Annotated in this window: 25 protein-coding genes and 1 tRNA gene; 13 read left to right on the plus strand and 13 right to left on the minus strand. The window is 67.1% G+C overall.

Annotated elements, in window-relative coordinates:
* The first annotated feature begins 89 nt into the window (after nucleotides 1-89).
* Nucleotides 90-836, plus strand: coding sequence for a hypothetical protein (locus tag BLS34_RS16670; protein ID WP_169400899.1), 747 nt, complete (start codon nucleotides 90-92; stop codon nucleotides 834-836).
* Here the strand turns inward: BLS34_RS16670 and BLS34_RS25505 are convergent.
* Entirely contained in the window at nucleotides 757-1,422 is a 666-nt protein-coding gene (locus BLS34_RS25505) for a helix-turn-helix domain-containing protein (RefSeq protein WP_139189365.1), read from the minus strand. The genes BLS34_RS16670 and BLS34_RS25505 overlap by 80 nt on opposite strands.
* Before the next feature lie 180 nt (nucleotides 1,423-1,602).
* On the opposite strand from BLS34_RS25505, the gene BLS34_RS16675 reads away from it, so the two are divergent.
* Entirely contained in the window at nucleotides 1,603-2,304 is a 702-nt protein-coding gene (locus BLS34_RS16675) for a hypothetical protein (protein WP_139189366.1), read from the plus strand.
* 87 nt (nucleotides 2,305-2,391) lie between these two features.
* Here BLS34_RS16675 and BLS34_RS16680 read toward each other — a convergent pair.
* Both BLS34_RS16680 and BLS34_RS16685 read right to left on the minus strand, forming a co-directional pair.
* Nucleotides 2,392-2,466, minus strand: a tRNA-Gly gene (locus BLS34_RS16680).
* Between the two features lie 145 nt (nucleotides 2,467-2,611).
* Nucleotides 2,612-3,166, minus strand: coding sequence for a putative pterin-binding protein (locus BLS34_RS16685; protein ID WP_139189367.1), 555 nt, complete (start codon nucleotides 3,164-3,166; stop codon nucleotides 2,612-2,614).
* Nucleotides 3,167-3,373: 207 nt separating this feature from the next.
* Between BLS34_RS16685 and BLS34_RS16690 the strand changes: the two genes are divergently transcribed.
* The 5 genes from BLS34_RS16690 to BLS34_RS16710 all read left to right on the plus strand — a co-directional run bounded on the left by BLS34_RS16690 (nucleotide 3,374) and on the right by BLS34_RS16710 (nucleotide 6,245).
* On the plus strand, nucleotides 3,374-3,913 hold the full coding sequence (locus tag BLS34_RS16690) for a prolyl-tRNA synthetase associated domain-containing protein (RefSeq protein ID WP_028796018.1): 540 nt from the start codon (nucleotides 3,374-3,376) through the stop codon (nucleotides 3,911-3,913).
* A gap of 111 nt (nucleotides 3,914-4,024) precedes the next feature.
* The gene (gene trxA, locus BLS34_RS16695) at nucleotides 4,025-4,942 is read left to right on the plus strand and encodes a thioredoxin (protein ID WP_093152021.1); all 918 of its coding nucleotides are present in this window, start codon (nucleotides 4,025-4,027) and stop codon (nucleotides 4,940-4,942) included.
* A gap of 28 nt (nucleotides 4,943-4,970) precedes the next feature.
* The gene (locus BLS34_RS16700) at nucleotides 4,971-5,639 is read left to right on the plus strand and encodes an LON peptidase substrate-binding domain-containing protein (protein WP_028796020.1); all 669 of its coding nucleotides are present in this window, start codon (nucleotides 4,971-4,973) and stop codon (nucleotides 5,637-5,639) included.
* A complete protein-coding gene (locus tag BLS34_RS16705; RefSeq protein WP_028796021.1) occupies nucleotides 5,626-5,865 on the plus strand; it encodes a Trm112 family protein in 240 nt (79 codons plus the stop codon). Before BLS34_RS16700 ends, BLS34_RS16705 begins: the two co-directional genes overlap by 14 nt.
* Entirely contained in the window at nucleotides 5,862-6,245 is a 384-nt protein-coding gene (locus BLS34_RS16710) for a gamma-butyrobetaine hydroxylase family protein (RefSeq protein WP_051245150.1), read from the plus strand. Before BLS34_RS16705 ends, BLS34_RS16710 begins: the two co-directional genes overlap by 4 nt.
* Nucleotides 6,246-6,318: 73 nt before the next feature.
* On the opposite strand, the gene BLS34_RS16715 is transcribed toward BLS34_RS16710, so the two are convergent.
* On the minus strand, nucleotides 6,319-7,611 hold the full coding sequence (locus tag BLS34_RS16715; protein ID WP_245702011.1) for a UbiH/UbiF/VisC/COQ6 family ubiquinone biosynthesis hydroxylase: 1,293 nt from the start codon (nucleotides 7,609-7,611) through the stop codon (nucleotides 6,319-6,321).
* 358 nt (nucleotides 7,612-7,969) lie between these two features.
* On the opposite strand from BLS34_RS16715, the gene BLS34_RS16720 reads away from it, so the two are divergent.
* The 4 genes from BLS34_RS16720 (at nucleotide 7,970) to BLS34_RS16735 (ending at nucleotide 13,198) form a co-directional block, all read left to right on the plus strand.
* Nucleotides 7,970-8,308, plus strand: coding sequence for a P-II family nitrogen regulator (locus BLS34_RS16720; protein WP_028796024.1), 339 nt, complete (start codon nucleotides 7,970-7,972; stop codon nucleotides 8,306-8,308).
* 22 nt (nucleotides 8,309-8,330) lie between these two features.
* Nucleotides 8,331-9,662 (plus strand): ammonium transporter, encoded by a 1,332-nt coding sequence (locus tag BLS34_RS16725; RefSeq protein ID WP_028796025.1) that lies wholly within the window; start codon nucleotides 8,331-8,333, stop codon nucleotides 9,660-9,662.
* Between the two features lie 295 nt (nucleotides 9,663-9,957).
* Complete coding sequence (locus BLS34_RS16730) at nucleotides 9,958-12,408, plus strand: FtsK/SpoIIIE family DNA translocase (protein WP_093152023.1); 2,451 nt, start codon at nucleotides 9,958-9,960, stop codon at nucleotides 12,406-12,408.
* A 139-nt stretch (nucleotides 12,409-12,547) separates the two neighbouring features.
* Nucleotides 12,548-13,198, plus strand: coding sequence for a LolA family protein (locus tag BLS34_RS16735; RefSeq protein ID WP_038015665.1), 651 nt, complete (start codon nucleotides 12,548-12,550; stop codon nucleotides 13,196-13,198).
* 199 nt (nucleotides 13,199-13,397) lie between these two features.
* On the opposite strand, the gene BLS34_RS16740 is transcribed toward BLS34_RS16735, so the two are convergent.
* Both BLS34_RS16740 and BLS34_RS16745 read right to left on the minus strand, forming a co-directional pair.
* Entirely contained in the window at nucleotides 13,398-13,769 is a 372-nt protein-coding gene (locus tag BLS34_RS16740) for a cupin domain-containing protein (protein ID WP_093152026.1), read from the minus strand.
* 30 nt (nucleotides 13,770-13,799) lie between these two features.
* The gene (locus BLS34_RS16745; protein WP_093152028.1) at nucleotides 13,800-14,213 is read right to left on the minus strand and encodes a RidA family protein; all 414 of its coding nucleotides are present in this window, start codon (nucleotides 14,211-14,213) and stop codon (nucleotides 13,800-13,802) included.
* Nucleotides 14,214-14,344: 131 nt separating this feature from the next.
* Between BLS34_RS16745 and yddG the strand changes: the two genes are divergently transcribed.
* Complete coding sequence (gene yddG, locus BLS34_RS16750) at nucleotides 14,345-15,238, plus strand: aromatic amino acid exporter YddG (RefSeq protein ID WP_093152031.1); 894 nt, start codon at nucleotides 14,345-14,347, stop codon at nucleotides 15,236-15,238.
* Here yddG and BLS34_RS16755 read toward each other — a convergent pair.
* The 3 genes from BLS34_RS16755 to gloB are packed head-to-tail and all read right to left on the minus strand — an operon-like array spanning nucleotide 15,235 to nucleotide 17,131.
* Nucleotides 15,235-15,687, minus strand: coding sequence for a cupin domain-containing protein (locus BLS34_RS16755; protein WP_093152034.1), 453 nt, complete (start codon nucleotides 15,685-15,687; stop codon nucleotides 15,235-15,237). The two genes, yddG and BLS34_RS16755, sit on opposite strands and share 4 nt — an antisense overlap.
* Before the next feature lie 4 nt (nucleotides 15,688-15,691).
* Nucleotides 15,692-16,303 (minus strand): glutathione S-transferase, encoded by a 612-nt coding sequence (locus BLS34_RS16760; protein ID WP_093152194.1) that lies wholly within the window; start codon nucleotides 16,301-16,303, stop codon nucleotides 15,692-15,694.
* 57 nt (nucleotides 16,304-16,360) lie between these two features.
* Nucleotides 16,361-17,131, minus strand: coding sequence for a hydroxyacylglutathione hydrolase (gene gloB, locus BLS34_RS16765; protein WP_028796033.1), 771 nt, complete (start codon nucleotides 17,129-17,131; stop codon nucleotides 16,361-16,363).
* Between the two features lie 245 nt (nucleotides 17,132-17,376).
* Between gloB and BLS34_RS16770 the strand changes: the two genes are divergently transcribed.
* The gene (locus tag BLS34_RS16770; RefSeq protein ID WP_093152036.1) at nucleotides 17,377-18,471 is read left to right on the plus strand and encodes a mandelate racemase/muconate lactonizing enzyme family protein; all 1,095 of its coding nucleotides are present in this window, start codon (nucleotides 17,377-17,379) and stop codon (nucleotides 18,469-18,471) included.
* A 158-nt stretch (nucleotides 18,472-18,629) separates the two neighbouring features.
* On the opposite strand, the gene BLS34_RS16775 is transcribed toward BLS34_RS16770, so the two are convergent.
* From BLS34_RS16775 to sdhC, 4 genes are read right to left on the minus strand one after another with little or no spacing between them, the layout of a single operon-like run.
* Nucleotides 18,630-19,409 (minus strand): succinate dehydrogenase iron-sulfur subunit, encoded by a 780-nt coding sequence (locus tag BLS34_RS16775; RefSeq protein ID WP_028796035.1) that lies wholly within the window; start codon nucleotides 19,407-19,409, stop codon nucleotides 18,630-18,632.
* A gap of 47 nt (nucleotides 19,410-19,456) precedes the next feature.
* Nucleotides 19,457-21,247, minus strand: a complete 1,791-nt coding sequence (sdhA, locus tag BLS34_RS16780) for a succinate dehydrogenase flavoprotein subunit (RefSeq protein WP_028796036.1) — start codon at nucleotides 21,245-21,247, stop codon at nucleotides 19,457-19,459.
* 4 nt (nucleotides 21,248-21,251) lie between these two features.
* Nucleotides 21,252-21,656: a succinate dehydrogenase, hydrophobic membrane anchor protein gene (sdhD, locus tag BLS34_RS16785; protein ID WP_028796037.1), complete on the minus strand. Its 405-nt coding sequence runs from the start codon at nucleotides 21,654-21,656 to the stop codon at nucleotides 21,252-21,254.
* Nucleotides 21,657-21,672: 16 nt separating this feature from the next.
* Entirely contained in the window at nucleotides 21,673-22,056 is a 384-nt protein-coding gene (gene sdhC, locus BLS34_RS16790) for a succinate dehydrogenase, cytochrome b556 subunit (RefSeq protein ID WP_028796038.1), read from the minus strand.
* Between the last annotated feature and the right edge of the window lie 563 nt (nucleotides 22,057-22,619).

Raw genomic sequence — 22,619 nt, forward strand, 5'->3', positions numbered from 1 at the left:
GCCGAATCCGAGTCAATACGTCGCACGGTTGTTTGTTTCTCTTTCAGGTGACGGCTGGCCCGGATGCCCATTCGCCAATGGAGGATCAAATGCAAAGAACTCGACTGCCCCAGGCCTTGGCCGGAACGATCATGGGTGACCTCATCGCCGAGGGTCAGCGCGCGCTGGCCCGCCACGGTGCGGAAATGACCATCCACGGCGACTTCGCGGCCTTCGCGAACGTCGACCGGGATACTGCCATTGCCTTCCCGGGATATTTCAACGAGACCACAAACGCCGACCGTGGAATGTGCGTCCTGATCCACAAGGACGGAGAGACCATCGGCACCTATGCCTGCGGCCTCTACCTGCCGGTCGACACCATGGCCGAGTACATCGACGAGATCGGCCTGCACAACGCCTGCGCCAAGCCCGATATCGAGATCTTCGGGACGGTGCGCGAGTGGTTCGAGGCGATGGAAGGGCCCTCGGCCTTCTCCGGCGGCATCTGGGTGCGCCCGGATCTGCGGGGCACGGATCTGTCCAGGCTGCTGGTGCCGTTCCTGCCGATGATCGGTCGCAGCTTCGCGGTCGATGTCTGGGATGCCAAGCACGTCTTCTTCATGGTGCCGGAGATCATCATGAAGAAGGGCATCGCGGAGCGGTACCGGCCGCTGTTCCTGGAGCCGGGCGCCACGTGGCACTACACCACGCCGCCCACGCCCCTCTGGTTCGGCTACGCGGCGCCGGTGCAGATCATGAAGGATGCCCTGGACTTCATCTCCAAAGGTCCGGACGTCCTAGTTCCGACCAAGACACCACAGCCTGCCGTCCAGCATGCCGAACTGGTACGCTGAGCACGGTGAACTCGAGGTCGCCGCGGCGGCAATACGCAAGGTTCGGCTCATTGGCGATGATCGATCGCCAATAGCGTTCTGAGGCGGACACCGCCACGTCCTGATCCGCGAGCTCCATCAGGGGGCGTCCGACCATGTTGTTGGACGCCCACCGGAGCCCGTGACCGAGCAGGCCGATCCGCAGCCCGCCGTCGTCGCCGACATTGACGCTGGACATTCGGTCGGTCGCCCCGCCGAGGCGGCGCACCAGATCCTCCAGATCTTGAGTTTCCATCGACTGGGCCCACAGCCGGGTCAGACTGGTGAACCGTCCGGGCATGCGCCGGATCAGCTCGGCCGGTAGCGCGACCGTGATCAGCGGATCCAGCTCGCCCGGCGCCTTCGGCCGGTCCAGCGCCCCCTCCGCCGCCAGCGCGGTGGCCACCTTGTCGATCGAGCTGCGCCTGGCCTGAATCGCACCGTTCTGCGCCAGCATGCGGTAGACCGTCGCCTCGCCGAGGCCGGCCGCCACGGCCAATCGCTCGCGGGTCCAGTTCAGCCGCGCCAGCGCGGCCCGCAACGCCTCGCCTGTCAGGTAGTCGTCCATTGGACGAGACTACATCCAGCGGCTGAATTTTTAAATATGATAGATGGATGATCGGTTTGACTTGGCTAAAAATCGGCATAGATCAAAACCTGATCGATTTTCGATAGGCAAGATGCAATTATATCGCTAGTCTGATGCTTCGATACTCGCGCATGGCAGAACAGGTGACGGATCGGACACATGCCTCCATCGGATGACAGAGTTGGCGGCGGTGCCGGTCCCGGCACCTCGGGGCCGCAGGATCTCGATACACTCTTTGATTTCACCCGGACCCTTGCGCCCCCGCGCGGCGCGGCCGGCGCGGGAGCCTCGCGCGCCGACATGTCGCGTGCCGACGTCCTGCGCGGTCACGGGCTGCCCGTGGGGCTCACCGTCCCCTCGATCCAGCTTGCCCATGCGCTCGAGCTGCTGACCCGGCGCCCGCTGCGGACGGATCCCCGCAGCCCGGATCAGGACTTCCCGGAGGACCCCGACCTCGCAGAGGACGCCGAGGAGGCGCGGCGCCTGGTGGCGGATGCCCTGGCCTCGCTTGCCGGCTCGTCCGGGCTGAGCGTTCCGATGGGCGCCCTGACTCAGTCGCCGGCGCCGACGGTCGTCGATCCGGAGGTGGAGGCGGTGTTCGTGGAGTTCGACATGGCGCGGGAAGCCTGGAAGGCGCTACCGCCCTCGGCGGAGGCCTGGAAGCCGCACCCGGACGTGGACCGGTATCTCGCGGCGGAGGATGCGGTCCTGAACCTGACGGACGGCAACGCCGTGGTGCTGAGCCGCCAGGCCGGTCTGCTGCTGGAGCTGGCCGACGAACTCGCCGACCAGATGGGGCCGGCGGCGGCGAACGCGATCGCCAATGTCGCCCAGGGTCTGCTGCTCAGGCTGCGTCGCTGACACGAATGCCCGGACCGCGCCGGTAGCCCCGTGGTCGCCACGGGTCCCCCGGTGGGGGACTGATACACCGTCGATGTGCAGGAAAATTGGAGCGGGCGATGAGATTCGAACTCACGACCCCAACCTTGGCAAGGTTGTGCTCTACCCCTGAGCTACGCCCGCGCTCCGTCGAGGCCGCGGATAATACCGGCGGATCGCACGATTGCAAGAGCGATTAACGCCTTTTTCCACGGATTTTTTTTGCCCCCGAAATATGGCTAAAACCCAAGCGTTTTCAAATAGCTATGGCACGGCTCGCGGCGCAGGCTCACTCGCCGGCAGCGATTTTGATATGAAAGACGGCCCAGGCGAGGCCGGAGTCGTCATCCGCCGTCTGACCCTCGTAACTGCCGGCCGGGAACGCCAGCCATACGGGACCTCGCCCGCCCAGGGCCAGCGGCTTCCCGCCCTGGGACGTGGCCAGCACGAAGGTTCCAGCGCGCACCTCGGCGATCTTGAAGGACGGGGCATACCCGTCGACGGCCTGGACCAGCACCTCGCTGCCCGTCGCCCCGACGAGGTCGAGCACGGCGGCGAGCGTCGGACCGCTGACGGTCACCGGCCCGGGCCAGTTCGAATAGCCGATCTCGACCGTCTTCTGCGGCAGCGCGGCCAGATCGTCCAGCGTCAGCGCGTAGGCTTTCTCGAACGTCTCCTGCAGCGTGCCGAACAGCACGTCGGAGAACGGGTCGAACGGTCCGCGGTTGGTGTTGTCGATGGCCCCCGTCACGGTGAGGACGACCGGGCCGGCGGCCCGGGCCGGGGCCGACAGGGGCAACAGGACGAGCAGGGCGGCGAGAAGGGCGAGGGCGACACGGCGCATGGGACACTCCATACCGAGCAGGAACACCGAATTCGGTTCTTCCCAGGATAGCACGCGCCGCGGCAGACGCAGACCGTTCACGGCTTCCCGCCGGCGCGGCGCGGCGCGAAAACCCTCCGGTGCTGCACCCGGAGCGCAAAATGCGCTAGACAAGCCCATCACACACCGCGACAAGCCACCGAAACCGCGCATACCGGAGCTTCCCAGATGGCCGAAAGCGAGACGCCTACCTCGCCCGAACTGCCCACCTCGCCCGAGACGCTGCTGGCCCGACTCGACGCGCTGGACATCGCCTACGACTTGCACACCCACCCGCCGCTGTTCACGGTGGAGGACAGCAAGGCGCTGCGCGGCGACCTGCCCGGGGGGCACTGCAAGAACCTGTTCCTGCGCGACCGCAAGGGCGCCATGTGGCTGGTGGTCTGCCTGGAGGACCGGCGGATCGACCTGAAGGCGCTGGGCGCCCTGCTCGGCGGCGTGCGCCTGTCCTTCGGCAGTGCGGACCGGCTGATGAACACCCTGGGGGTGATCCCGGGCGCGGTGTCGCCGTTCACGCTGATCAACGACACCGAGACCTCGGTCACCGTGATCCTGGACAAGGAGATGATGGGCATCTCGCCCCTCAACTATCACCCGCTGTCGAACGAGATGACCATCGCCGTCACGCCCGACGCCCTCACCCGCTTCATCGAGGCCTGCGGGCATACTCCGCAGATCCTCGACCTCTCCGCCGCCTCTGGCGATTGAGCCTCGGCGGCCCCAATTTCAGGGCGCGGCGACGAAAATCGCCCCCCTTCACCCTTGTCGCGACACGGTCGCACTTTAGATAGTCACTCCCAGAACAGAGGAACGCAGCAGATGGAACCGATCCTGGGCGCGGCGCAACCCGGCGGACAGACCGGAGAGGCCGCAATCGTCGATGCGACCACGGCAACCTTCATGGCCGAGGTGGTCGATGCCTCCATGCAGATGCCCGTGCTGGTCGATTTCTGGGCACCGTGGTGCGGCCCCTGCAAGCAGCTCACCCCCGCGCTGGAGAACGCCGTTCGCAAGGCCGGCGGCTCGGTGAAGCTGGTCAAGATCAATGTGGACGAGAGCCCCGAGATCGCTGGCCAGCTGCGCATCCAGTCGATCCCCACGGTCTACGTCTTCAAGGACGGCCAGCCGGTCGACGGCTTCCAGGGCGCGGTTCCCGAGAGCGAGATCACCGCGCTGATCGAGCGGGTCGGCGGTGCCGCCGGCCCGTCGCCGATCGAGCAGGCCCTGGAGCAGGCGGACCAACTCATGGAGGCCGGCGACCACCAGCAGGCGGGCGCCCTCTATCAGCAGATCCTCCAGCACGAGCAGACCAATCCGGCGGCCCTCGCCGGGCTGTTGAAGTGCCTGCTCGCCGATGGGCGGTCGGATCATGCCGAGAAGGTGCTGGAGCAGATCCCCGAAGACGTGAAGGCCGACAAGGCCGTCCAGGCGGTGATCGCCCAGATCGAGTTGGCGAAGGAAGGGGCCAAGGCCAGCGCCGAACTCGACACCCTGCGCGCCAAGGTCGAGGCCGATCCGAAGGATCACCGCTCGCGCATCGACCTCGCCGCCGCCCTCTACGCCACCGGCGACCGCGCGGGCGCGGTGGAGCAGCTTCTGGAGAGCATCCGCATCGACCGGAAGTGGGAGGACGAGGCGGCGCGCAAGCAGCTGCTGAAATATTTCGAAGCGATGGGCCCGACGGACCCGGTCACCGCCGACGCGCGGCGCCGTCTGTCCTCGCTGTTGTTCTCCTGAACCCGGGGAAAGGAAAGGCGGCGACGCGATGAGTCCAAGCCCGTTCGACCCGAGCTTCGACGAGCTGCCGGCGACCCTGCCGGTGTTTCCCCTGCCCGGCGTGCTGCTGCTGCCACGGGGAAAGCTGCCGCTGAACATCTTCGAGCCGCGTTACCTGAACATGACCCGCGACGCCCTCGCCACCGACCGGCTGATCGGCATGATCCAGCCGAAGCCGGCCGAGGGCGGTTCCGAGGCGGGATCGCGCTGCCTCTACCGGATCGGCTGCGCCGGCCGGATCACCCAGTTCGCCGAGACCGATGACGGCCGGTTCCTGATCACCCTGACCGGAGTATGCCGGTTCGTGGTCGACGAGGAGATCGCCTCCATGCGCGGCTACCGCCGGGTCATCGCCGACTGGGGACCGTTTGCCGGAGACCTGGAGGGCGACTGCGACGCGGAACTCGACCGCGGCCTGCTGGTCACCCGGCTCAAGCAGTATTTCGACGCCCAGGGCATCACCGCGGACTGGGGCGTGATCGAACAGACACCGGACCACCGGCTGGTCACCACGCTGGCCATGGTCTGCCCGTTCGAGAGCAGCGAGAAACAGGCTCTTCTGGAATGCGATTCGCTCAAGTCACGGGCCAGCATGATGCTGGCCCTGCTCGACATGGCGGTCGCCGATACGAGCGGAGGCGACCATGCCCGACACTAACGCGCCGGAACCGGAGTCCGGCCCCGTCGGCCCGACCGGCGCCGGGATCGACCCGAAGCTGCTGGAGATCCTGGTCTGTCCGGTGACCAAGCAGGCCCTGACCTATGACCGGGTGGCGCAGGAGCTGGTCAGCGAGAAGGCGGGCCTGGCCTTCCCGATCCGCGGCGGCGTGCCGATCATGCTGGTCGAGGAGGCGCGACGATTGGACGAGGGGTCGCCGGCGTGAGCGATCCCGGCGCCCCTGACGCCACGACCGGCGACTGGCCGACCGAACTGCGGGTCACCCGCGACCGGAGCGCCCTGGCAGTGACCTTCGAGAGCGGCGTGTCGGGGACCATCGCGGCCGAGCTGATGCGGGTGGAGAGCCCCTCGGCCGAGGTCCAGGGCCACAGTGCTGCCGGAAAGACCCTGGTGGCCGGCAAGCGCGCGGTGACCATCAAGGCGGTCGAGCCCGTGGGCAACTACGCGGTGCGGATCGTCTTCAGCGACGGCCACGACACCGGCCTGTTCACCTGGCGCTACCTGCGCAAGCTCGCCGAAGAGGGCGCCACGATGATGGCGGCCTACGAGGACGCGCTCGCCAAGGCCGGCCTGTCGCGCGGCTGAACGCATTCTAAACGCCGAATTTTCTTGCACGCTCCGGCCTTGTGCCGGGGGGCGAATTAAGGTGCTAAACAGCCTAAACCGGCTCGCCGCGCAGCAGCCGGGGCAGGGTGCCCAGGGTCCCCATGGCATGGCGGATCGCGGCCCGTTTGAACATCGGGACCTGCTGCACCACCGACAGGCCGATACGGCGGGCCGTGCGCACCGGGGCGATGTCGTTGGAGAACAGCCGGGTCAGCCCGTCGGTCGAGGCCACCATCGTCATGATATCGAAACGACGCTGGCGCTGGTAATCGCGCAGCACCGGCACGCCGCCGATGTCGAGGCCGAGACGGGCCGCGTCGGCCAGCACTTCCGCCAGCACCGCGATGTCGCGCACCCCCACGTTGAACCCCTGCCCCGCGATAGGGTGCAGGGCGTGGAAGGCGTCGCCCACCAGCGCCACCCGGTCGGCGATGCCGGACTCCGCCAGGGTCAGGGTCAGCGGATACACCGCGCGCGGCCCCACCGGCCTCATCGTTCCGAGGGAATCGCCGAAGCGCTCCTCCAACGCTGCGGCGAAGCCCGCGTCGTCGAGCTGGGCGATCCGCTCGGCGACGGCGGTGCGCTCCGACCAGACCAGGGCCGACCGGTTCCGGTCGAGCAGCGGCAGCAGCGCCAGCGGCCCGCCCGGCAGGAAGCGCTCATGGGCCAGGTTCCGGTGGTCTTCGGTATGGTCGATGGTGTCGACCACCGCGCTCTGGTGATAGTCGACGGTGGTGGTGCGGATGCCGGCGAGCGCCCGAACCCGCGAGCCGCGCCCGTCGGCGGCGATCACCAGCGGGGCCGAGAGCACCCGACCGTCCTCCAGGGTGAGGCAGGCCCGGCCCGCGGTGACCGCCAGGGCGGCGGCGGAGCCCGGCTCGACGAAGGTCACCCGGTCGCCATGGTCGGCGAGACGCGCCAGCAGCGAGGTCTTCAGCGCCCCATTGTCGACGATATGGCCCATCGGCTCGTCGCCGACCGTGCTGTGATCGTAGTGCAGATAGCGGCTGGAGCCGGAATCGGACACCCGGATGTCATGGATCGGCCCGGCGCCGTCGGCCACGGCCTGCCAGGCGCCGAGCACGGTCATCAGCCGGCGCGAGGACAGGGAGATGGCGGTGGTGCGGATGTCGTTGCGGCCGGCGACCGCGGCGCGCGGATCGACCCGGTCGACGATGATGCTGGACAGCCCGGCCTCGGCCAGCGCCAGGGCCATGGTCAGCCCGGACAGTCCGGCTCCGACGATCACCGTATCGGCCTCGTCCTGCGGCATGTCGCGCTTGGCCTGCGCCGGCGGAAGCCCCGTGGAAGTGCCCCGGGAGGGTCCCTTGGAAGTCGAAGCCATGGTCGGTCTCCTGATATCCCGTTCTCAGAATGGCGCGCCGGGCGCTCAGGACAAGGGGCAGATGGTCGCGTATCACGCATTTGATCTGCCTGATTTTTAGGCAGTCCCGTTTTTTCGGCTAATTTCTGACCATTCTATTCGGGGCACGCCGCACGGCTGAACCATACCCGGCGTTTAACACCCCGGAATCAATCAATGATTCAACAAACCTCGCTTTCGGCACGCTTCTTGATGATGGAACCACTGGCCTGCATGACGCGGCCGCTCCGCTCGGCGCGCGGGCAGTACCTGGGGGGTTTCCGGACCGCGCGGGCGCCGATCGGAGTTTTGGGGAACACAAGGTGCGAGGTTGGGCGATATGAAACTCGTCATGGCCATCATCAAGCCCTTCAAGCTCGACGAAGTGCGCGAGTCGCTGACGGGCCTGGGAATCCAGGGTCTTACCGTCAGCGAAGTGAAGGGTTTCGGCCGTCAGAAGGGCCAAACCGAAATCTATCGAGGCGCGGAGTATTCCGTGAATTTCCTGCCGAAGGTCAAGGTCGAGGTCGTCGTTGCCGACGACATGGTCGGCCAGGTGGCGGAGCAGATCCAGAAGTCGGCGAATACCGGCCGGATCGGCGACGGCAAGATCTTCGTGCTGGACGTGGCCCAGGCGGTTCGTATCCGCACGGGCGAAACCGACGCGGACGCGCTCTGAGTAGCGGCGGGGAGCACAATCGATGAAGAAGTTCATGTCCTTCAGCCTGCTGGCCCTCGCGGCGTCCGTCGCGACGGTTGGCTTCACCAAGAGCGCCTCGGCCGAAGTCTCGATCGAGACCGCGTTCATTTTCAACACTTTCTCCTTCGCCTTCCACGGCGCATTGGTCATGTGGATGGCCGCCGGCTTCGCGATGCTCGAGGCCGGACTGGTCCGCACCAAGAACACGACCATGCAGCTCACCAAGAACGTGTCGCTCTATTCGATCGCCGGTCTGATGTACTGGGTGATCGGCTACAACCTTATGTATGCCGACGTTTCCGGCTTCTTCGGCGTCCCGGGACCGTGGTCGGCCGCCGATCCGTTCGACGCCGAGGGCGCGTTCACCGGTGACGACGCCGCCGGCTACGGTGCGGCCTCCGACTGGTTCTTCCAGATGGTGTTCGTGGCCACGGCCGCCTCGATCGTGTCCGGCACCCTGGCCGAGCGCATCAAGCTGCTGCCGTTCCTGATCTTCACGGTCGTTCTGACCGGTATCCTCTACCCGATCCAGGGGTCCTGGAGCTGGGGTGGCGGCTGGCTGTCGGAGGCCGGCTTCCTGGACTTCGCAGGCTCGACCATCGTGCACTCCGTGGGTGGCTGGGCGGCTCTGACCGGCGCCATCATCCTCGGCGCCCGCAAGGGCAAGTACGGGGCCGACGGCTCGATCAACCCGATGCCGGGCAGCAACCTGCCGCTGGCCGCGCTGGGCACGTTCATCCTGTGGATGGGCTGGTTCGGCTTCAACGGCGGTTCGCAGCTCGCCATGGGCTCCGCCGCCGACGTGGTCGCCATCGCGACCATCTACATGAACACCAACCTGGCCGCCGCGGCCGGCGTGGTGATCGCCCTGATCCTCACGGGCATCATGTACAAGAAGGTCGACCTGACGATGCTGCTCAACGGCGCGCTGGGCGGCCTTGTGGCGATCACGGCGGAGCCGCTGGCCCCGTCGCCGTTCCTGTCGATCATCATCGGCGGTATCGGCGGCGCGCTGGTCGTGTTCGCGGTGCCGCTGCTCGACAAGCTGAAGATCGACGACGTGGTCGGTGCCATCTCGGTCCACCTCGTCGCCGGCATCTGGGGCACGATCGCGGTCGTGTTCTCCAACGGCGATGCGACGATCGGCGGTCAGCTGACCGGCATCGTCGGTGTGGCGGTCTTCATGATCATCACCTCGGCTATCCTGTGGTTCATCCTCAAGCTGATCTTCGGCCTGCGGCCGAGCGAAGAGGACGAAGCCCTGGGTCTGGACCGTGCCGAGAACGGCATGGAGGCCTATCCGGAGTTCGGTCGCGGTTCCCAGACCTTCTGATCAGGGACCGATCGACCAATCCAATGGCGGGACCGCTCCGGCGGTCCCGCTTCCCAGGCGGCAGGGTCCTTTCGACGCCGCACTCTCCCATAACTCGGGCTCGATGCTGGTCATCGGGCCCGCTTTCTGTTTGAGGGGATTCGATTTTTTCTTATCTTCCCTGTGAAGGTTGCCCGCTAACTCCCTGTCGTATAGAGTTGTTCGGCGTTTGGAACAAACCCGATACGCGTGAACCGCCCGGAGTTGGCCCTCCGGCGGCACCGCGCGTCTCCGAGATCTGGGAGGGCTGAGGCGCATGGCACGGGCGTCCGGCGGCAATGAGAATCGAACCCTTCTGCCGGTCGAGGCGACCCGGTACCTGCAGCGGCGCGGCGAAGAGGCGGGCGGTCTGGCGCTGATCGCCGCCGCCGGTCTGCTGGCGGCCACCATCGGCGCCTATGACCCGGCCGATCCCTCGCTCAACGCGGCGGGGTCCGGCGCGATCTCCCATCCCTTCGGCTTCGTCGGCGCGGTGATCGCCGACCTGCTGCTGCAGTCGCTCGGCGCCGCCAGCGCCCTGCTGGCGCTGATCCCGGCCGTCTGGGGCTGGCGGATCCTGCGGCACGAGCGGGTCGGACGCTGGCCCCTGCGCATCGCCCTGCTGCCCCTGTCCATGGTTCTGGCGACCGCCGCCCTGGCGCTGATCACCCCGCCCGCCGCCTGGCCGCTGCGCGCCGGGCTCGGCGGTTTCCTCGGCCCGATCGTGCTGTCCCCGGCCGGCGCTGTCGCCGCCCAGCTCGCCCCGATCGGCGGGCTGCTGCCGGTGGCGATCCTGTCCGGCCTCCTGGCCCTGGCCGCCGGCCTCTGGTCCGCCGGCATCGGCCTGATCGAGGCCATCCGGGGTGTCATAGGCCTGTTCCGCCACGCCGCCAGCGGTGCGGCCAGCGGCGCCCGCATGGGCGCCCGCGGCGCCGAGGCCGGTGTGCGGCTCGGTGCCCGGCTCGGCGCCGGTTTCAGCGCCGGCGTGCGCCGCAAGGAGCCGCGCCTGGACGGCGGCGATGGCGAGGACGACGAGGGCGACGTCCCCTGGAAGGAAGAGCGCCGCGAGACGGAGGCACCGCGCCAGGCCGTGCGCGCCGCCAAGGCGGCCGCCGACCGGCCGGCCGAACCGTCGATGCGCCGGGTGGAGAAGCCCGCCAAGACCGCCAAGCCGCGCCAGGCCACCCAGCGCCAGTTCGACCTCGGTCCGAATGACGGCAGCTACGTCTATCCCGAGCTCGACCTGCTGACGGATCCGCCGGCGCAGACCACCGGCCCGGACGAGGATTCCCTGGAGCAGAACGCTCGCATGCTGGAAAGCGTGCTGGCCGATTTCGGCGTCAAGGGCACCATCGGCAAGGTCCGTTACGGCCCGGTGGTCACCCTGTACGAACTGGAGCCGGCCCCCGGCACCAAGTCGTCGCGGGTGATCGGCCTGTCCGACGACATCGCCCGCTCCATGAGCGCGGTCTCGGTCCGCGTCGCCGTGGTCCCAGGACGCAACGTGATCGGCATCGAGCTGCCGAACGCCCGGCGCGAGACCGTGTATTTCCGAGAGGTGTTGGAATCCGACTCGATCAACAGCTCCTCGCACAAGCTGGCGATCGCCCTGGGCAAGGATATCGGCGGCACGCCGATCGCCGTCGATCTCGCCCGCATGCCGCACCTGCTGATCGCCGGCACCACCGGCTCGGGCAAGTCGGTGGCGGTGAACACGATGATCCTGTCGCTGCTCTACCGGCTGCCGCCGGAGCGCTGCCGCTTCATCATGATCGATCCCAAGATGCTGGAGCTGTCGGTCTATGACGGCATCCCGCATCTGCTCTCCCCGGTCGTGACCGACCCGAAGAAGGCGGTCGTCGCGCTGAAATGGACCGTGCGCGAGATGGAGAGCCGCTACCGGGCCATGTCGAAGCTCGGCGTGCGTAACATCGACGGCTACAACGCCCGCATCGCCGAGGCGGTGAAGAAGGGCGAGGTGCTGAAGCGCCGGGTGCAGACCGGCTTCGACGCCGACAGCGGCAAGCCGGTCTTCGAGGAGGAGCCCCTCGACCTGGTGCCCCTGCCCTATATCGTCGTGGTGATCGACGAGGTGGCCGACCTGATGCTGGTCGCCGGCAAGGATATCGAGGGCGCGGTCCAGCGTCTGGCGCAGATGGCGCGCGCCGCCGGCATCCACGTCATCATGGCGACCCAGCGTCCCTCGGTCGACGTCATCACCGGCACGATCAAGGCGAACTTCCCGACCCGGATCTCGTTCCAGGTCACCTCCAAGATCGACAGCCGCACCATCCTGGGCGAGCAGGGGGCCGAACAGCTCCTGGGCATGGGCGACATGCTCTACATGGCCGGCGGCGGGCGCATCACCCGCGTGCACGGGCCGTTCTGCTCCGACGAGGAGGTGGAGGACGTGGTCCGCCACCTGAAGACCCAGGGCGAGCCGGAATACGACGAGACCATCACCGAGGACGACGACGGGGTCGGCGATCCGCTCGGCTTCTCCGGCGCCGGCGAGGGCGGCGGATCCGGCGACGAACTCTACGATCAGGCGGTGGCGATCGTGGCGCGCGAGGGCAAGGCGTCGACCAGTTTCATCCAGCGCCACCTGAAGATCGGCTACAACCGGGCGGCCACCCTGATCGAGCGCATGGAATCCGAGGGCGTGGTCAGCCAGGCCAACCATGTGGGCAAGCGCGAGGTCCTGGTCGGCGACCATTCGGCCGAGTAGCGGTTAGGTTAGGCCGAGTGACGGTTCGGCCGACCGCGGCTTCGGGCGGCGCACAGGCAGAGTGTCGTGGCGCAATCGTGACGCGGCCGTCTCCGATTTGCCGCTTGCCATTCGCCCCGCGACACGCCAAGTCAGCGACATGATCCGAGCACGCTCCCTCCTCGCCGCCCTGCTGTTCACCGTCGCCGCCGCCGGGGGTGTCGCAGGGGTACCCGCGTCCGCCGTCGCCCAGGGGCTCACCGCCGAACAGCGGGCGGAGGTCCAGCGGGTGGAGGACTACTTCAACCAGCTCACCAGCATGCGCTCGACATTCCTGCAGGCGAGCTCGACCGGGCTGGTCGCCCGCGGGGTGGTCTGGCTGGAGCGCCCGGGCCGCATGCGGTTCGAATATGCCCCGCCCTCGCCGGTGCTGATCACAGCCGACGGAATCTGGCTCACCTACCAGGACAACGACCTGGAGCAGACCACCCAGATCCCGCTGATCTCCTCGCCGCTTTCGGTGCTGGTCTCCGACGAGGTCGACCTGATGGACGAGCTGGTGGTCGAGGACGTGCAGAAGGGCTCCAACGTGATCCGTCTGCAGCTTCGCCAGCGCGACGATCCGGATCAGGGCAACGTGATCCTGACCTTCCAGGACAACCCGCTGTCCCTGAAGCAGTGGATCATCACCGACGCCCAGGGCGTGGAGGTGAAGGTGGCGCTGCTCGATCCGGTCTTCGGCCTGGACCTTCCGCCGGACCTCTGGCGTCCGAACGATTTCGGCCGGCCGTCGGACGACGTGGGGCGCTAGAGTGCGATCGGTTCAGATCGAAACGATCCGTACCGTGAATCGCCCTCTATCCCAATAGAGATAGAGGGCGATTCACACGAGCAGATGTTTCCATCGGATCGTGATTTGCTCTAGGCGCTCTTTCCGCTTCTTCCGACCCCACGCCACACCTCCGGCATTGTGCCGGGGAGTGCGCGTATCGAAAGACCGCGCTTCCGCCTCACAGAAACTTGTTGGGCTTCAGAAACGTTCCCAGCAGCAGCGCCCCGTTCCGCGACTTCGCCACGTGCTTGGAGCCCGCCGGTCGCCAGACGAAGTTGCCGGCCGTCACCTCGCCCTCCTCGTCCTCGATGGAGCCTTCCAGCACGAAGGTCTGCTCGATGCGGGTGTGCTCGTGCAGCGGCAGCTCCGAGCCGGGCGCCCATTTGAACAGGGCAGTCAGCAGCCCACTCTCCTCGTCCTTCAGCAGGATCTTCCATTCCACGCCGGGATAGGGCGTTGGCTCCCAGTCCATACCCTCCACATCGACATAGCGTGAGGCCAGCGGGTCGAGCCCGTTGTGGTTCGCAGCCTTCGGGGTCACGGCGGTCATGGTTTCCTCCTCCAGTCGTGTTGGGTGTCGCTAATCCTCTTGCGGGATCACGGCGATCACGTCGATTTCCATCAGCCATTCCTCTTTGGCGAGCCCGGCGACCATCAGGCCGGTGGAGACCGGATAGACGCCCTTCAGCCACTTGCCGACCGTGCGGTAGACAGGTTCGCGATCCTCGCGCCGGGTGATGAAGATGGTGATCTTGACGATATCCTCCAGCCGCGCCCCCGCCTCGGTCAGCAGGGTCTCCACGTTGCGCATCGCCTGGTCGGTCTGGGCGGCCGGATCGTCGCGGCCGACCAGGTTGCCGTCGAAATCGGTGCCGACCTGGCCGCGCAGATAGACCGTGCCGTTGGCGACCACCGCCTGGCACAGGTCGTTGTCGAGCGCCTGGTCGGGATAGGTGTCGCGGGTGTTGAACTTGCGGAGTCGGGTATGCGGCATGTCGGGTGCACCATGAGAACGGGATTTTGACGATTGTTTCGTGTGGCAGCGTTCCCGGCAAGCGCGTAAACCGAATGGCTCCCGCCCACGCATGCCAGCCAGCCCATAGGTTCCCCGATGACCGACGCCGCATGACCCGAGGCCGCGCTACCCTGATCGGCTTCACCGCCGTGCTGAGTTGGGCGCTGCTCGCCCTGTTCACCGCCCTGTCCGGCGACGTGCCGCCGTTCCAGCTCCTGGCGATGACGTTCAGCGTCGCCACGGCGATCGGCATCGTCGGCTCGCTGGCCCGGGGGAGCTCGCCGCTGGCCCATCTGCGCCAGCCGGCGCCGGTCTGGCTGCTGGGGGTCGGCGGGCTGTTCGGCTATCACTTCTTCTACTTCCTGGCCCTGCGCAACGCGCCGGCGGTGGAGGCGAGCCTGATCGCCTATCTCTGGCCGCTGCTGATCGTCGTGTTCTCCGCCCTGCTGCCGGGCGAGCGGCTGCGCTGGTTCCATGTGGGCGGCGCCCTGCTCGGTCTCGCCGGGGCGGCCCTGCTGGTCACCAAGGGCCAGAGCCTGGAGATCGACCCGCGCTACACGCTGGGCTACATCGCCGCCGGGGTCTGCGCCCTGACCTGGTCGAGCTATTCGGTCGCCTCGCGTCGTTTCGGCCACGTACCGACCGACGCGGTCGGCGGGTTCTGCGCCGCGGCCGCGATCCTGGCCGTCCCCTGCCACCTGATCTTCGAGACCACTGTCTGGCCGCAGACAATCGTGGAATGGCTGGCGGTGCTGGCCCTCGGTCTTGGGCCGGTGGGCGGCGCGTTCTTCACCTGGGACATCGGCGTGAAGAAAGGCGACATCCAGGTGCTCGGCGCGTCGTCCTACGCCGCCCCGCTGTTGTCGACCCTGGTGCTGGTCGCGGCCGGCCTCGCCCCGGCAACCCCGGAAGTGGCCATCGCCTGTGTCCTGATCGTCGGCGGCGCGCTGCTCGCCGCGCACCGCCTTTTGCGACGCAAAGCCAGCCGCGCTGAGGCGGTCTAGCCCCCCGCCGGCGTCCGTGGCATCGGGCGCCAGTCGGGCGGGGCCATCTCGAAGCCGGAGAACTCGAAGGCCGGGGCCACCGTGCAGCCGCACAGGGTCCAGCGGCCGAGACTCTCCGCCGTCTGCCACCAGCCCGGCGGCACAACCACCTGCGGCTTCTGACCGGCCAGCACGTCGTCGCCCAATGTGTGGGCCTCGGCGTCGTGGCCGTTCGGCGACAGGGTCAGCACCAGCGGTGCGCCGGCATAGTGGTGCCAGATCTCCGTCGCGTCGTTAACCCGGTGCCAGGCGGAGACATCGCCCGCCTCCAGCAGATAGTAGATCTGGGTCACCACACCGCGTCCGCCGCCTTCCGGCGCGTCGCGGTAGGTCTCCGCGTACCAGCCGCCTTCCGGATGGGCCTGCATGCCCATCCGGTCGATCAGTTGTTTGGCCGTGTCATCCGTCATCGGATCAGGCCGGCGGCTTGGTGGCTTGCATGGACGGCCGGGCGGAGAACCGCTCGTACCAGGTGGCCAGGGCCCGGTTCTCACCGCGCCAGTCCTTGTCGGCGAAACGGAAGTCCAGATAGCCCAGGGCACAGGCGGTGGTGATGGTGCCGATATCGACCCTGTCGCCGAAATCCTCCGACCAGGTGTTCAACGCGGCGAGCGCCCCGTCGACCTTGCCCATCTGAGCGTCGGTCCAGGGCTTGTAATGCAGCTCTTCCGGCCGGATTCGACCCTCGTAGATGATCAGGATTGCCGCATCCATCAGACCGTCAGCGGCCGCCTGGAGGCGCAGGGCGTGCCAGCGCGCGTTGCCCGGCTCCGGGAAGATCTTCGGACCCTCGTGCTGGCTGTCGAGGTATTCGCAGATGACCGGGGAATCGAACAGGGCCAAACCGTCATCGGTGACCAGGGCCGGGATCTTCTTCACCGGATTGGCCTTGGCGACGCCGGCATCCGGCGACGCAGGCGCGGTGGTGACGCCTTCGACCTCGATCAGGTCGACCAGCCCGGTCTCATGGGCGAGCACCATGACCTTGCGGACATAGGGGGAGGCAGGGGCGTGATACAGCTTCATCTGCATTTCCTCATGCGGCCGGTTTCGGCCATGGTTTGGAAGGTCTCGGGTATCGGGTCAGAAGTTGTCCTTGCCCTTGCGCACGGCGGCGAAGACATCCACCGGATCGGCACCGGGCTTGCCCACGGCGGCGGCGATCGCCGGATCGTCGGCCCGCAGGAACGGGTTGATCGTCTTCTCCTGGCCGAGCAGGGAGGGTATCGTCGGCTCGCCGTTGGCGCGCTGTTCCTCGATCTCCTTGGCCCGCGCCTTAAGGGCGTCGTTGTCGCCGTCGATCGACAGGGCGAACTTCGCGTTGGCGGCCGTGTATTCGTGGCCGCAATAGATGTAGGTCGTGTCGGGCAGCTTGCGCAGCTTGGTGAGCGAGTCCCAGAACTGGGCCGGCGTGCCCTCGAACATCCGCCCGCAGCCGAGCGAGAACAGGGTGTCGCCCGGGAACAGCGCGTCGCTGTCGGCGAAATACAGGGAGATGTGCCCGGTGGTGTGGCCCGGCGTGTCGAACACCTGGGCGGTATGGCCGGCGAAGTCGTAGGTGTCGCCCTCGGCCACGGTGACGTCCATGTCGGGGATCCGGGCCGCCTCGGCCTTCGGCCCGACCAGAGTGGCGCCGTACTTGGCCTTCAGCGCCTCGTTGCCGTCGATATGGTCGGCATGGTGGTGGGTGTTGAGGATATGGGTCAGCTTCCAGCCGCGCTCGGCCAGGGCCGCCTCCACCGGGGCCGCCTCGCCGGGATCGACCACGGCGGTCGCACCGGAGGCCGCGTCGTGCAGCAGATAGACGTAATTGTCCGACAGGGCCGGGACGAGAACGATTTCGAGAGCAGGCATCGGCGGTTTTCCTCGCGTTCTTGTGGCAGTTCGGTGCTGCACGCTGAGATGGGGTGTTTGGTCCCGGTGTCGAGACGGCACGGTCGATCGGATGAGCGGCCGGAACCCTAGCACCGTCCCTCCGAGGCGGCCAATCGGTCATTGGACGCGCCGGATCAGTGCCAGATGCGGGCTCGACAGGACGCGCCCCGCGCAGCCTAAGATGGCGGACAATCACAAACACCATCGTTCCCGGGAGGACGCCCATGAAGATCGCCGCCGTCGAGGCCATTCCGCTCCGCATCCCCTTCAGCCATAGCGGCGAGACCAAGGCCTTCGCGACGGGCAGTTGGGCGATGCTGGACACCTGTCTGGTCAAGGTGACGACCGATACCGGCCTGGTGGGCTGGGGCGACGCCTTTGCCTACCACTGCCTGGACGCGGTGACCGCGGCGGTGGAGCACATGATCGCGCCGGCCGCGATCGGCGAGGACGCCACGGACATCGTCGGGCTGAACCACCGGCTGCAGCAGAAGATGCACCTGTTCGGCCGCCACGGGATCACCATCTTCGCGATCTCCGGCCTCGACCTGGCCCTGTGGGACATCGCCGCCAAGGCCGCGAACATGCCGCTGTGCCAGCTCTTCGGCGGCTCGACCTCGGCCAAGCTGCCGGCCTATTCCTCGCTGTTCATCCTGCGCGACCAGGAGGCGGTCGTTAAGGATGTGAAACAATCCCTCGAGGAGGGGTACAAGTACATCAAACTGCACGAGATCGCCGCCGAGGAAGTGGGGGCCGCGCGCGAGGCGGCCGGCGACGACATCCCGATCATGGTCGACACCAACTGCCCCTGGACGCCGGATCAGGCGCGGCGCATGGCGGTGGAACTGGACGCCTTCGACCTGCACTGGCTGGAGGAACCGATCTTCCCGCCGGAGGATTTCGCCAGCCTCGCCCATCTGCGGCGCGAGACCGGGGTGCCGATCGCGGCCGGCGAGAACTGGTGCACGGCGATGATGTTCGGCCAGGCGGTCCAGGCTGGTGCCGTCGACTATGCCCAGCCCAGCGTGACCAAGGTCGGCGGCATCACCGAGTTCCGCAAGACCGCGGCGCTCTGCGAGGCGGCCGGGGTGCAGGTGATGCCGCACTCGCCATATTTCGGGCCGGGCTTCCTGGCGACCCTGCACCTGGCGGCGGGTCTGGCCAATCCGGGGCTGATCGAGCGGTTCTACATTCGCCCGGAGGCGATGCTGTACCAGCGCTGGCTGGATCCGGTGGACGGGTTCTTCGCGGTCCCCGACATGCCCGGCCTCGGCCCGGAGCCGGACGCGGACGTGATCAAGGAGTATGGGGTGCGGTAGAGCGCTGAACTCTCCTCTCCCGTATTCACACACTCCCTGGATTCATTCCGGGGAGTGTGGAAAGGGGAGGGGGACACAAACAAAACCCGGCGCCTTTGGGGGCACCGGGTTTGATGTTGCCGTGACGAAGGAAGATCCCGCGGGATCCGCCGCTCCATCTACTGGCGCAGCACCATGAGCTTCTTGATCTCGGCGATCGCCTTGGCCGGGTTCAGGCCCTTCGGGCAGGTCTTGGTGCAGTTCATGATCGTGTGGCAGCGGTACAGGCGGAACGGATCCTCCAGCGCGTCCAGACGGTCGCCGGTGCGCTCGTCGCGGCTGTCGGCGATCCAGCGATAGGCCTGCAGCAGCACGGCCGGGCCCAGATAACGGTCGCCGTTCCACCAGTAGCTCGGGCAGGACGTCGTGCAGCAGAAGCACAGCACGCACTCCCACAGCCCGTCGAGCTTCTCGCGCTCCTCCGGCGACTGCCGGCGCTCCTCGGTCGGCGAGGGCGGGGTGTCGGCCTGCAGCCAGGGCTCCACCGAGGCGAGCTGCGCGTAGGGCACCGAGAGATCGGGGACCAGGTCCTTGATCACCGGCATGTGCGGCAGCGGATAGATGTGGACGTCGCCCTTCACATCCTCGATCGGCTTCAGGCAGGCCAGCGTGTTCGTGCCGTCGATGTTCATCGAGCACGACCCGCAGATGCCCTCGCGGCACGACCGGCGGAAGGTCAGCGTGGTGTCGATCTCGTTCTTGATCTTGATCAGCGCATCCAGAACCATCGGCGCGCAATCGTCCATGTCGATCTCGTAGGTATCGAGACGGGGATTGGCACCCTTGTCCGGGTCGTAGCGGTAGATCTTGAACTTCTTGACCCGCTTGGCTCCGTCCGGCGCCTTGTAGGTGTCGCCGATCTTGACCTTGGAATTCGCGGGCAGAGTGAACTCGGCCATCGGTGTTTTTCCTTCGCTATCTGGCTATCCGGTGCGGCGGGCGCGGCTCAGTAGACGCGCGCCACCGGCGGGATCACCTCGACCTCGTTCGAAAGCGTGTTCATGTGGACGTCGCGATACGAGACCCGGGTCTCGTTCTTGTCGTTCAGCCACATGACCGTGTGCTTCATCCAGGTGTCGTCGTCGCGGTCCGGGAAGTCCTCATGGGCGTGCGCACCCCGGCTCTCCTGGCGCAGCGACGCCGAGTTCAGGGTGACGATCGCCTGACCCATCAGGTTGTCGAGCTCCAGGGTCTCGACCAGATCGGTGTTCCAGATCAGCGACTTGTCGTTGACGCCCACATTCGGCATCGAGTTCGCCACCTCGTGGATCTTCTTCAGGCCGTTCTCCATGAGCTCGGTGGTGCGGAACACCGCGGCATGGGTCTGCATGGCGCGCTGCATGTCGAGCCGCACCTCGCCGGAGCGGAGCTCGCCCTTGGCATTGCGGATCCGGTCGAGTCGGGCGATCGCCTTCTCGGTGGAATCCTTGGTGATCGGCTTGTGGCCCTCGCCCGGCTTCACCGTCTCGGCGGCGCGGTGGGCGGCGGCACGGCCGAACACCACGATGTCGAGCAGCGAGTTGGTGCCCAGGCGGTTGGCGCCGTGCACCGACACGCAGGCTGCCTCGCCGATCGCCATCAGGCCCGGGACCACCCGGTTCGGATCGTCGGCGGTCGGGGAGATGACCTCGCCGTGATAGTTCGTCGGGATGCCGCCCATGTTGTAGTGCACGGTCGGCAGCACCGGGATCGGCTCCTTGGTCACGTCGGAGCCGGCGAAGACCTTGGCGGTCTCCGAGATGCCTGGCAGGCGCTGGTGCAGGACGTCGGGGTCCAGGTGCTCCAGGTGCAGCATGATGTGGTCGCTGTTCGGACCCACGCCGCGGCCCTCGTTGATCTCGATGGTCATCGCCCGGCTGACCACGTCGCGCGAGGCCAGGTCCTTGGCGGTCGGCGCGTAGCGCTCCATGAAGCGCTCGCCCTCGGAGTTGGTGAGGTATCCGCCCTCGCCGCGCGCGCCCTCGGTGATCAGGCAGCCGGCGCCGTAGATGCCGGTCGGGTGGAACTGCACGAACTCCATGTCCTGCAGCGGCAGGCCGGCGCGCAGCACCATCGCGTTGCCGTCGCCCGTGCAGGTATGCGCCGAGGTGCAGGAGAAGTAGGCGCGGCCGTAGCCGCCGGTCGCCAGCACCGTCTGGTGGGCGCGGAACCGGTGGATGGTGCCGTCCTCCAGGCACAACGCCATGACGCCGACGCACTCGCCTTCCTCGCTCATGATAAGGTCGAGGGCGAAATACTCGATGAAGAACTCGGCGTTGTTGCGCAGCGACTGCTGATACAGCGTGTGCAGGATCGCGTGGCCGGTGCGGTCGGCGGCGGCGCAGGCGCGCTTGGCCATCGACTTGCCGTGGTTCAGCGTGTGGCCGCCGAACGGCCGCTGGTAGATCTTGCCTTCCTCGGTGCGCGAGAACGGCACGCCGAAATGCTCGAGCTCGATCACCGCCGGAATGGCGTTGCGGCACATGTACTCGATCGCGTCCTGGTCGCCGAGCCAGTCGGAGCCCTTGACCGTGTCGTACATGTGGAACTTCCAGTTGTCCCCCTCGCCCATGTTGTCGAGCGCGGCACCGATGCCGCCCTGGGCGGCAACGGTGTGGCTGCGGGTGGGGAACACCTTGGTGATGCAGGCCGTCTTCAGCCCTTCCAGAGACATGCCGAGCGTGGCGCGCAGACCGGCGCCGCCGGCCCCGACGACGACCACGTCGTACTCGTGTTCGATGATGGGGTAGGCGTCCATGATCTCAGCCTCCGAAGGCGATTTTCAACACGGCGAAGATCGAGGCCACCGCGAGGATGATCATGGCGAACTTCACCAGGACCAGGGCGGCGATCTTCAGACCTTCGTTGTGGATGTAGTCCTCGATGACGACCTGGAGACCCAGCTGGGCGTGGTAGAAGGTCGCACCGATCAGAAGGACCAGGGTGATGGCGACCGACGGCGAGCCGATCCAGGCCAGGGCGCCGGCGTAGTCCATCCCGGCCAGGCCGGCGACGGACACCACGAACCAGAGCACCAGCGGCACCAGGGCGAGGGCGGTGAGGCGCTGCATCCACCAGTGGTGCACGCCCTCCTTGGCCGAGCCCAGATGGCGGACCCGCCCCAGGGTGCTCCGCATCGAGGTGCTGCGCATCGAATTCTCAGACATTCTCTTGTCCCCCTCGTCAGCCGGCGGCGACGATGATCCAGGCGACGACGGTGAGCACCGCCGCGGCGCCCAGCGTCATCCAGCCCGACTTATACGCCGTCTCCAGCTCGAAACCGTAGCCGGCGTCCCAGAACAGGTGCCGGATGCCGTTGCACAGGTGGTACATCAGCGCCCCGGTGAACCCGAACAGGATCAGCATCCCGAACCAGGAGCCCAGGAACCCGTGCGCCGTGGCGAAGGCCTCCGGTCCCGCGGCGGCGGCGACCACCCACCAGACCAGCAGCAGCACGCCCGCCGCCAGCGCGATCCCGGTCGCGCGATGGCAGATGGACATGACGCTCGTGAGCTGGGGCTTGTAGACCTGAAGGTGCGGAGACAGCGGCCGATTGTGAGCGCTCATACTTCCCTCATACTGGCGGGCCTCGTAAGTGTAGGCCCCCTGACAGGCGCCGCCGCGAGGCGGTGCCGGTTCGCCCGAATGGCAGCGCGCTCCCCGGTCCGGACCGCGCGCCCCTGACAATTTCGACACGTCTTATAGACCATCACCCGGCGCCCTCAAACCCGGCGTAGGGTCGCACCGCGCAAAAGTCTCGTTCTCTTTAAAACAGCATACGGTTTTCCACAACCGGCAGCGCGGCCTGGAGCGCCCCCGGGAAGCCGTTGATTCCACGTAACTTCTCTGGGCTTTTCCCGAAAAATTCTTGTGGATAAGTTGGTGGAAAATAATGGAATGAATTGTTGAGAAGTAATTATCGGAATTTCATTATAAAACCCATACGCTATATTGAATTTTCACTTGCCGCATCGAGGCGCCGATGTCACGCTTCTTTCATCGCGCGGGGCCTTTGATGCTTTGCTCTCGGACGATCCGGCCTCGCCGGACCACCACCGGGTGCGGCGGACGGGCCCGGTCCGGGCCGACAGGATCTCATGCAGGCTCTCTCCTGCGGGGTGGTGCCGGCC

Source organism: Thalassobaculum litoreum DSM 18839 (assembly GCF_900102465.1).
In the GTDB taxonomy this organism is placed as follows: Bacteria; Pseudomonadota; Alphaproteobacteria; order Thalassobaculales; family Thalassobaculaceae; genus Thalassobaculum; species Thalassobaculum litoreum.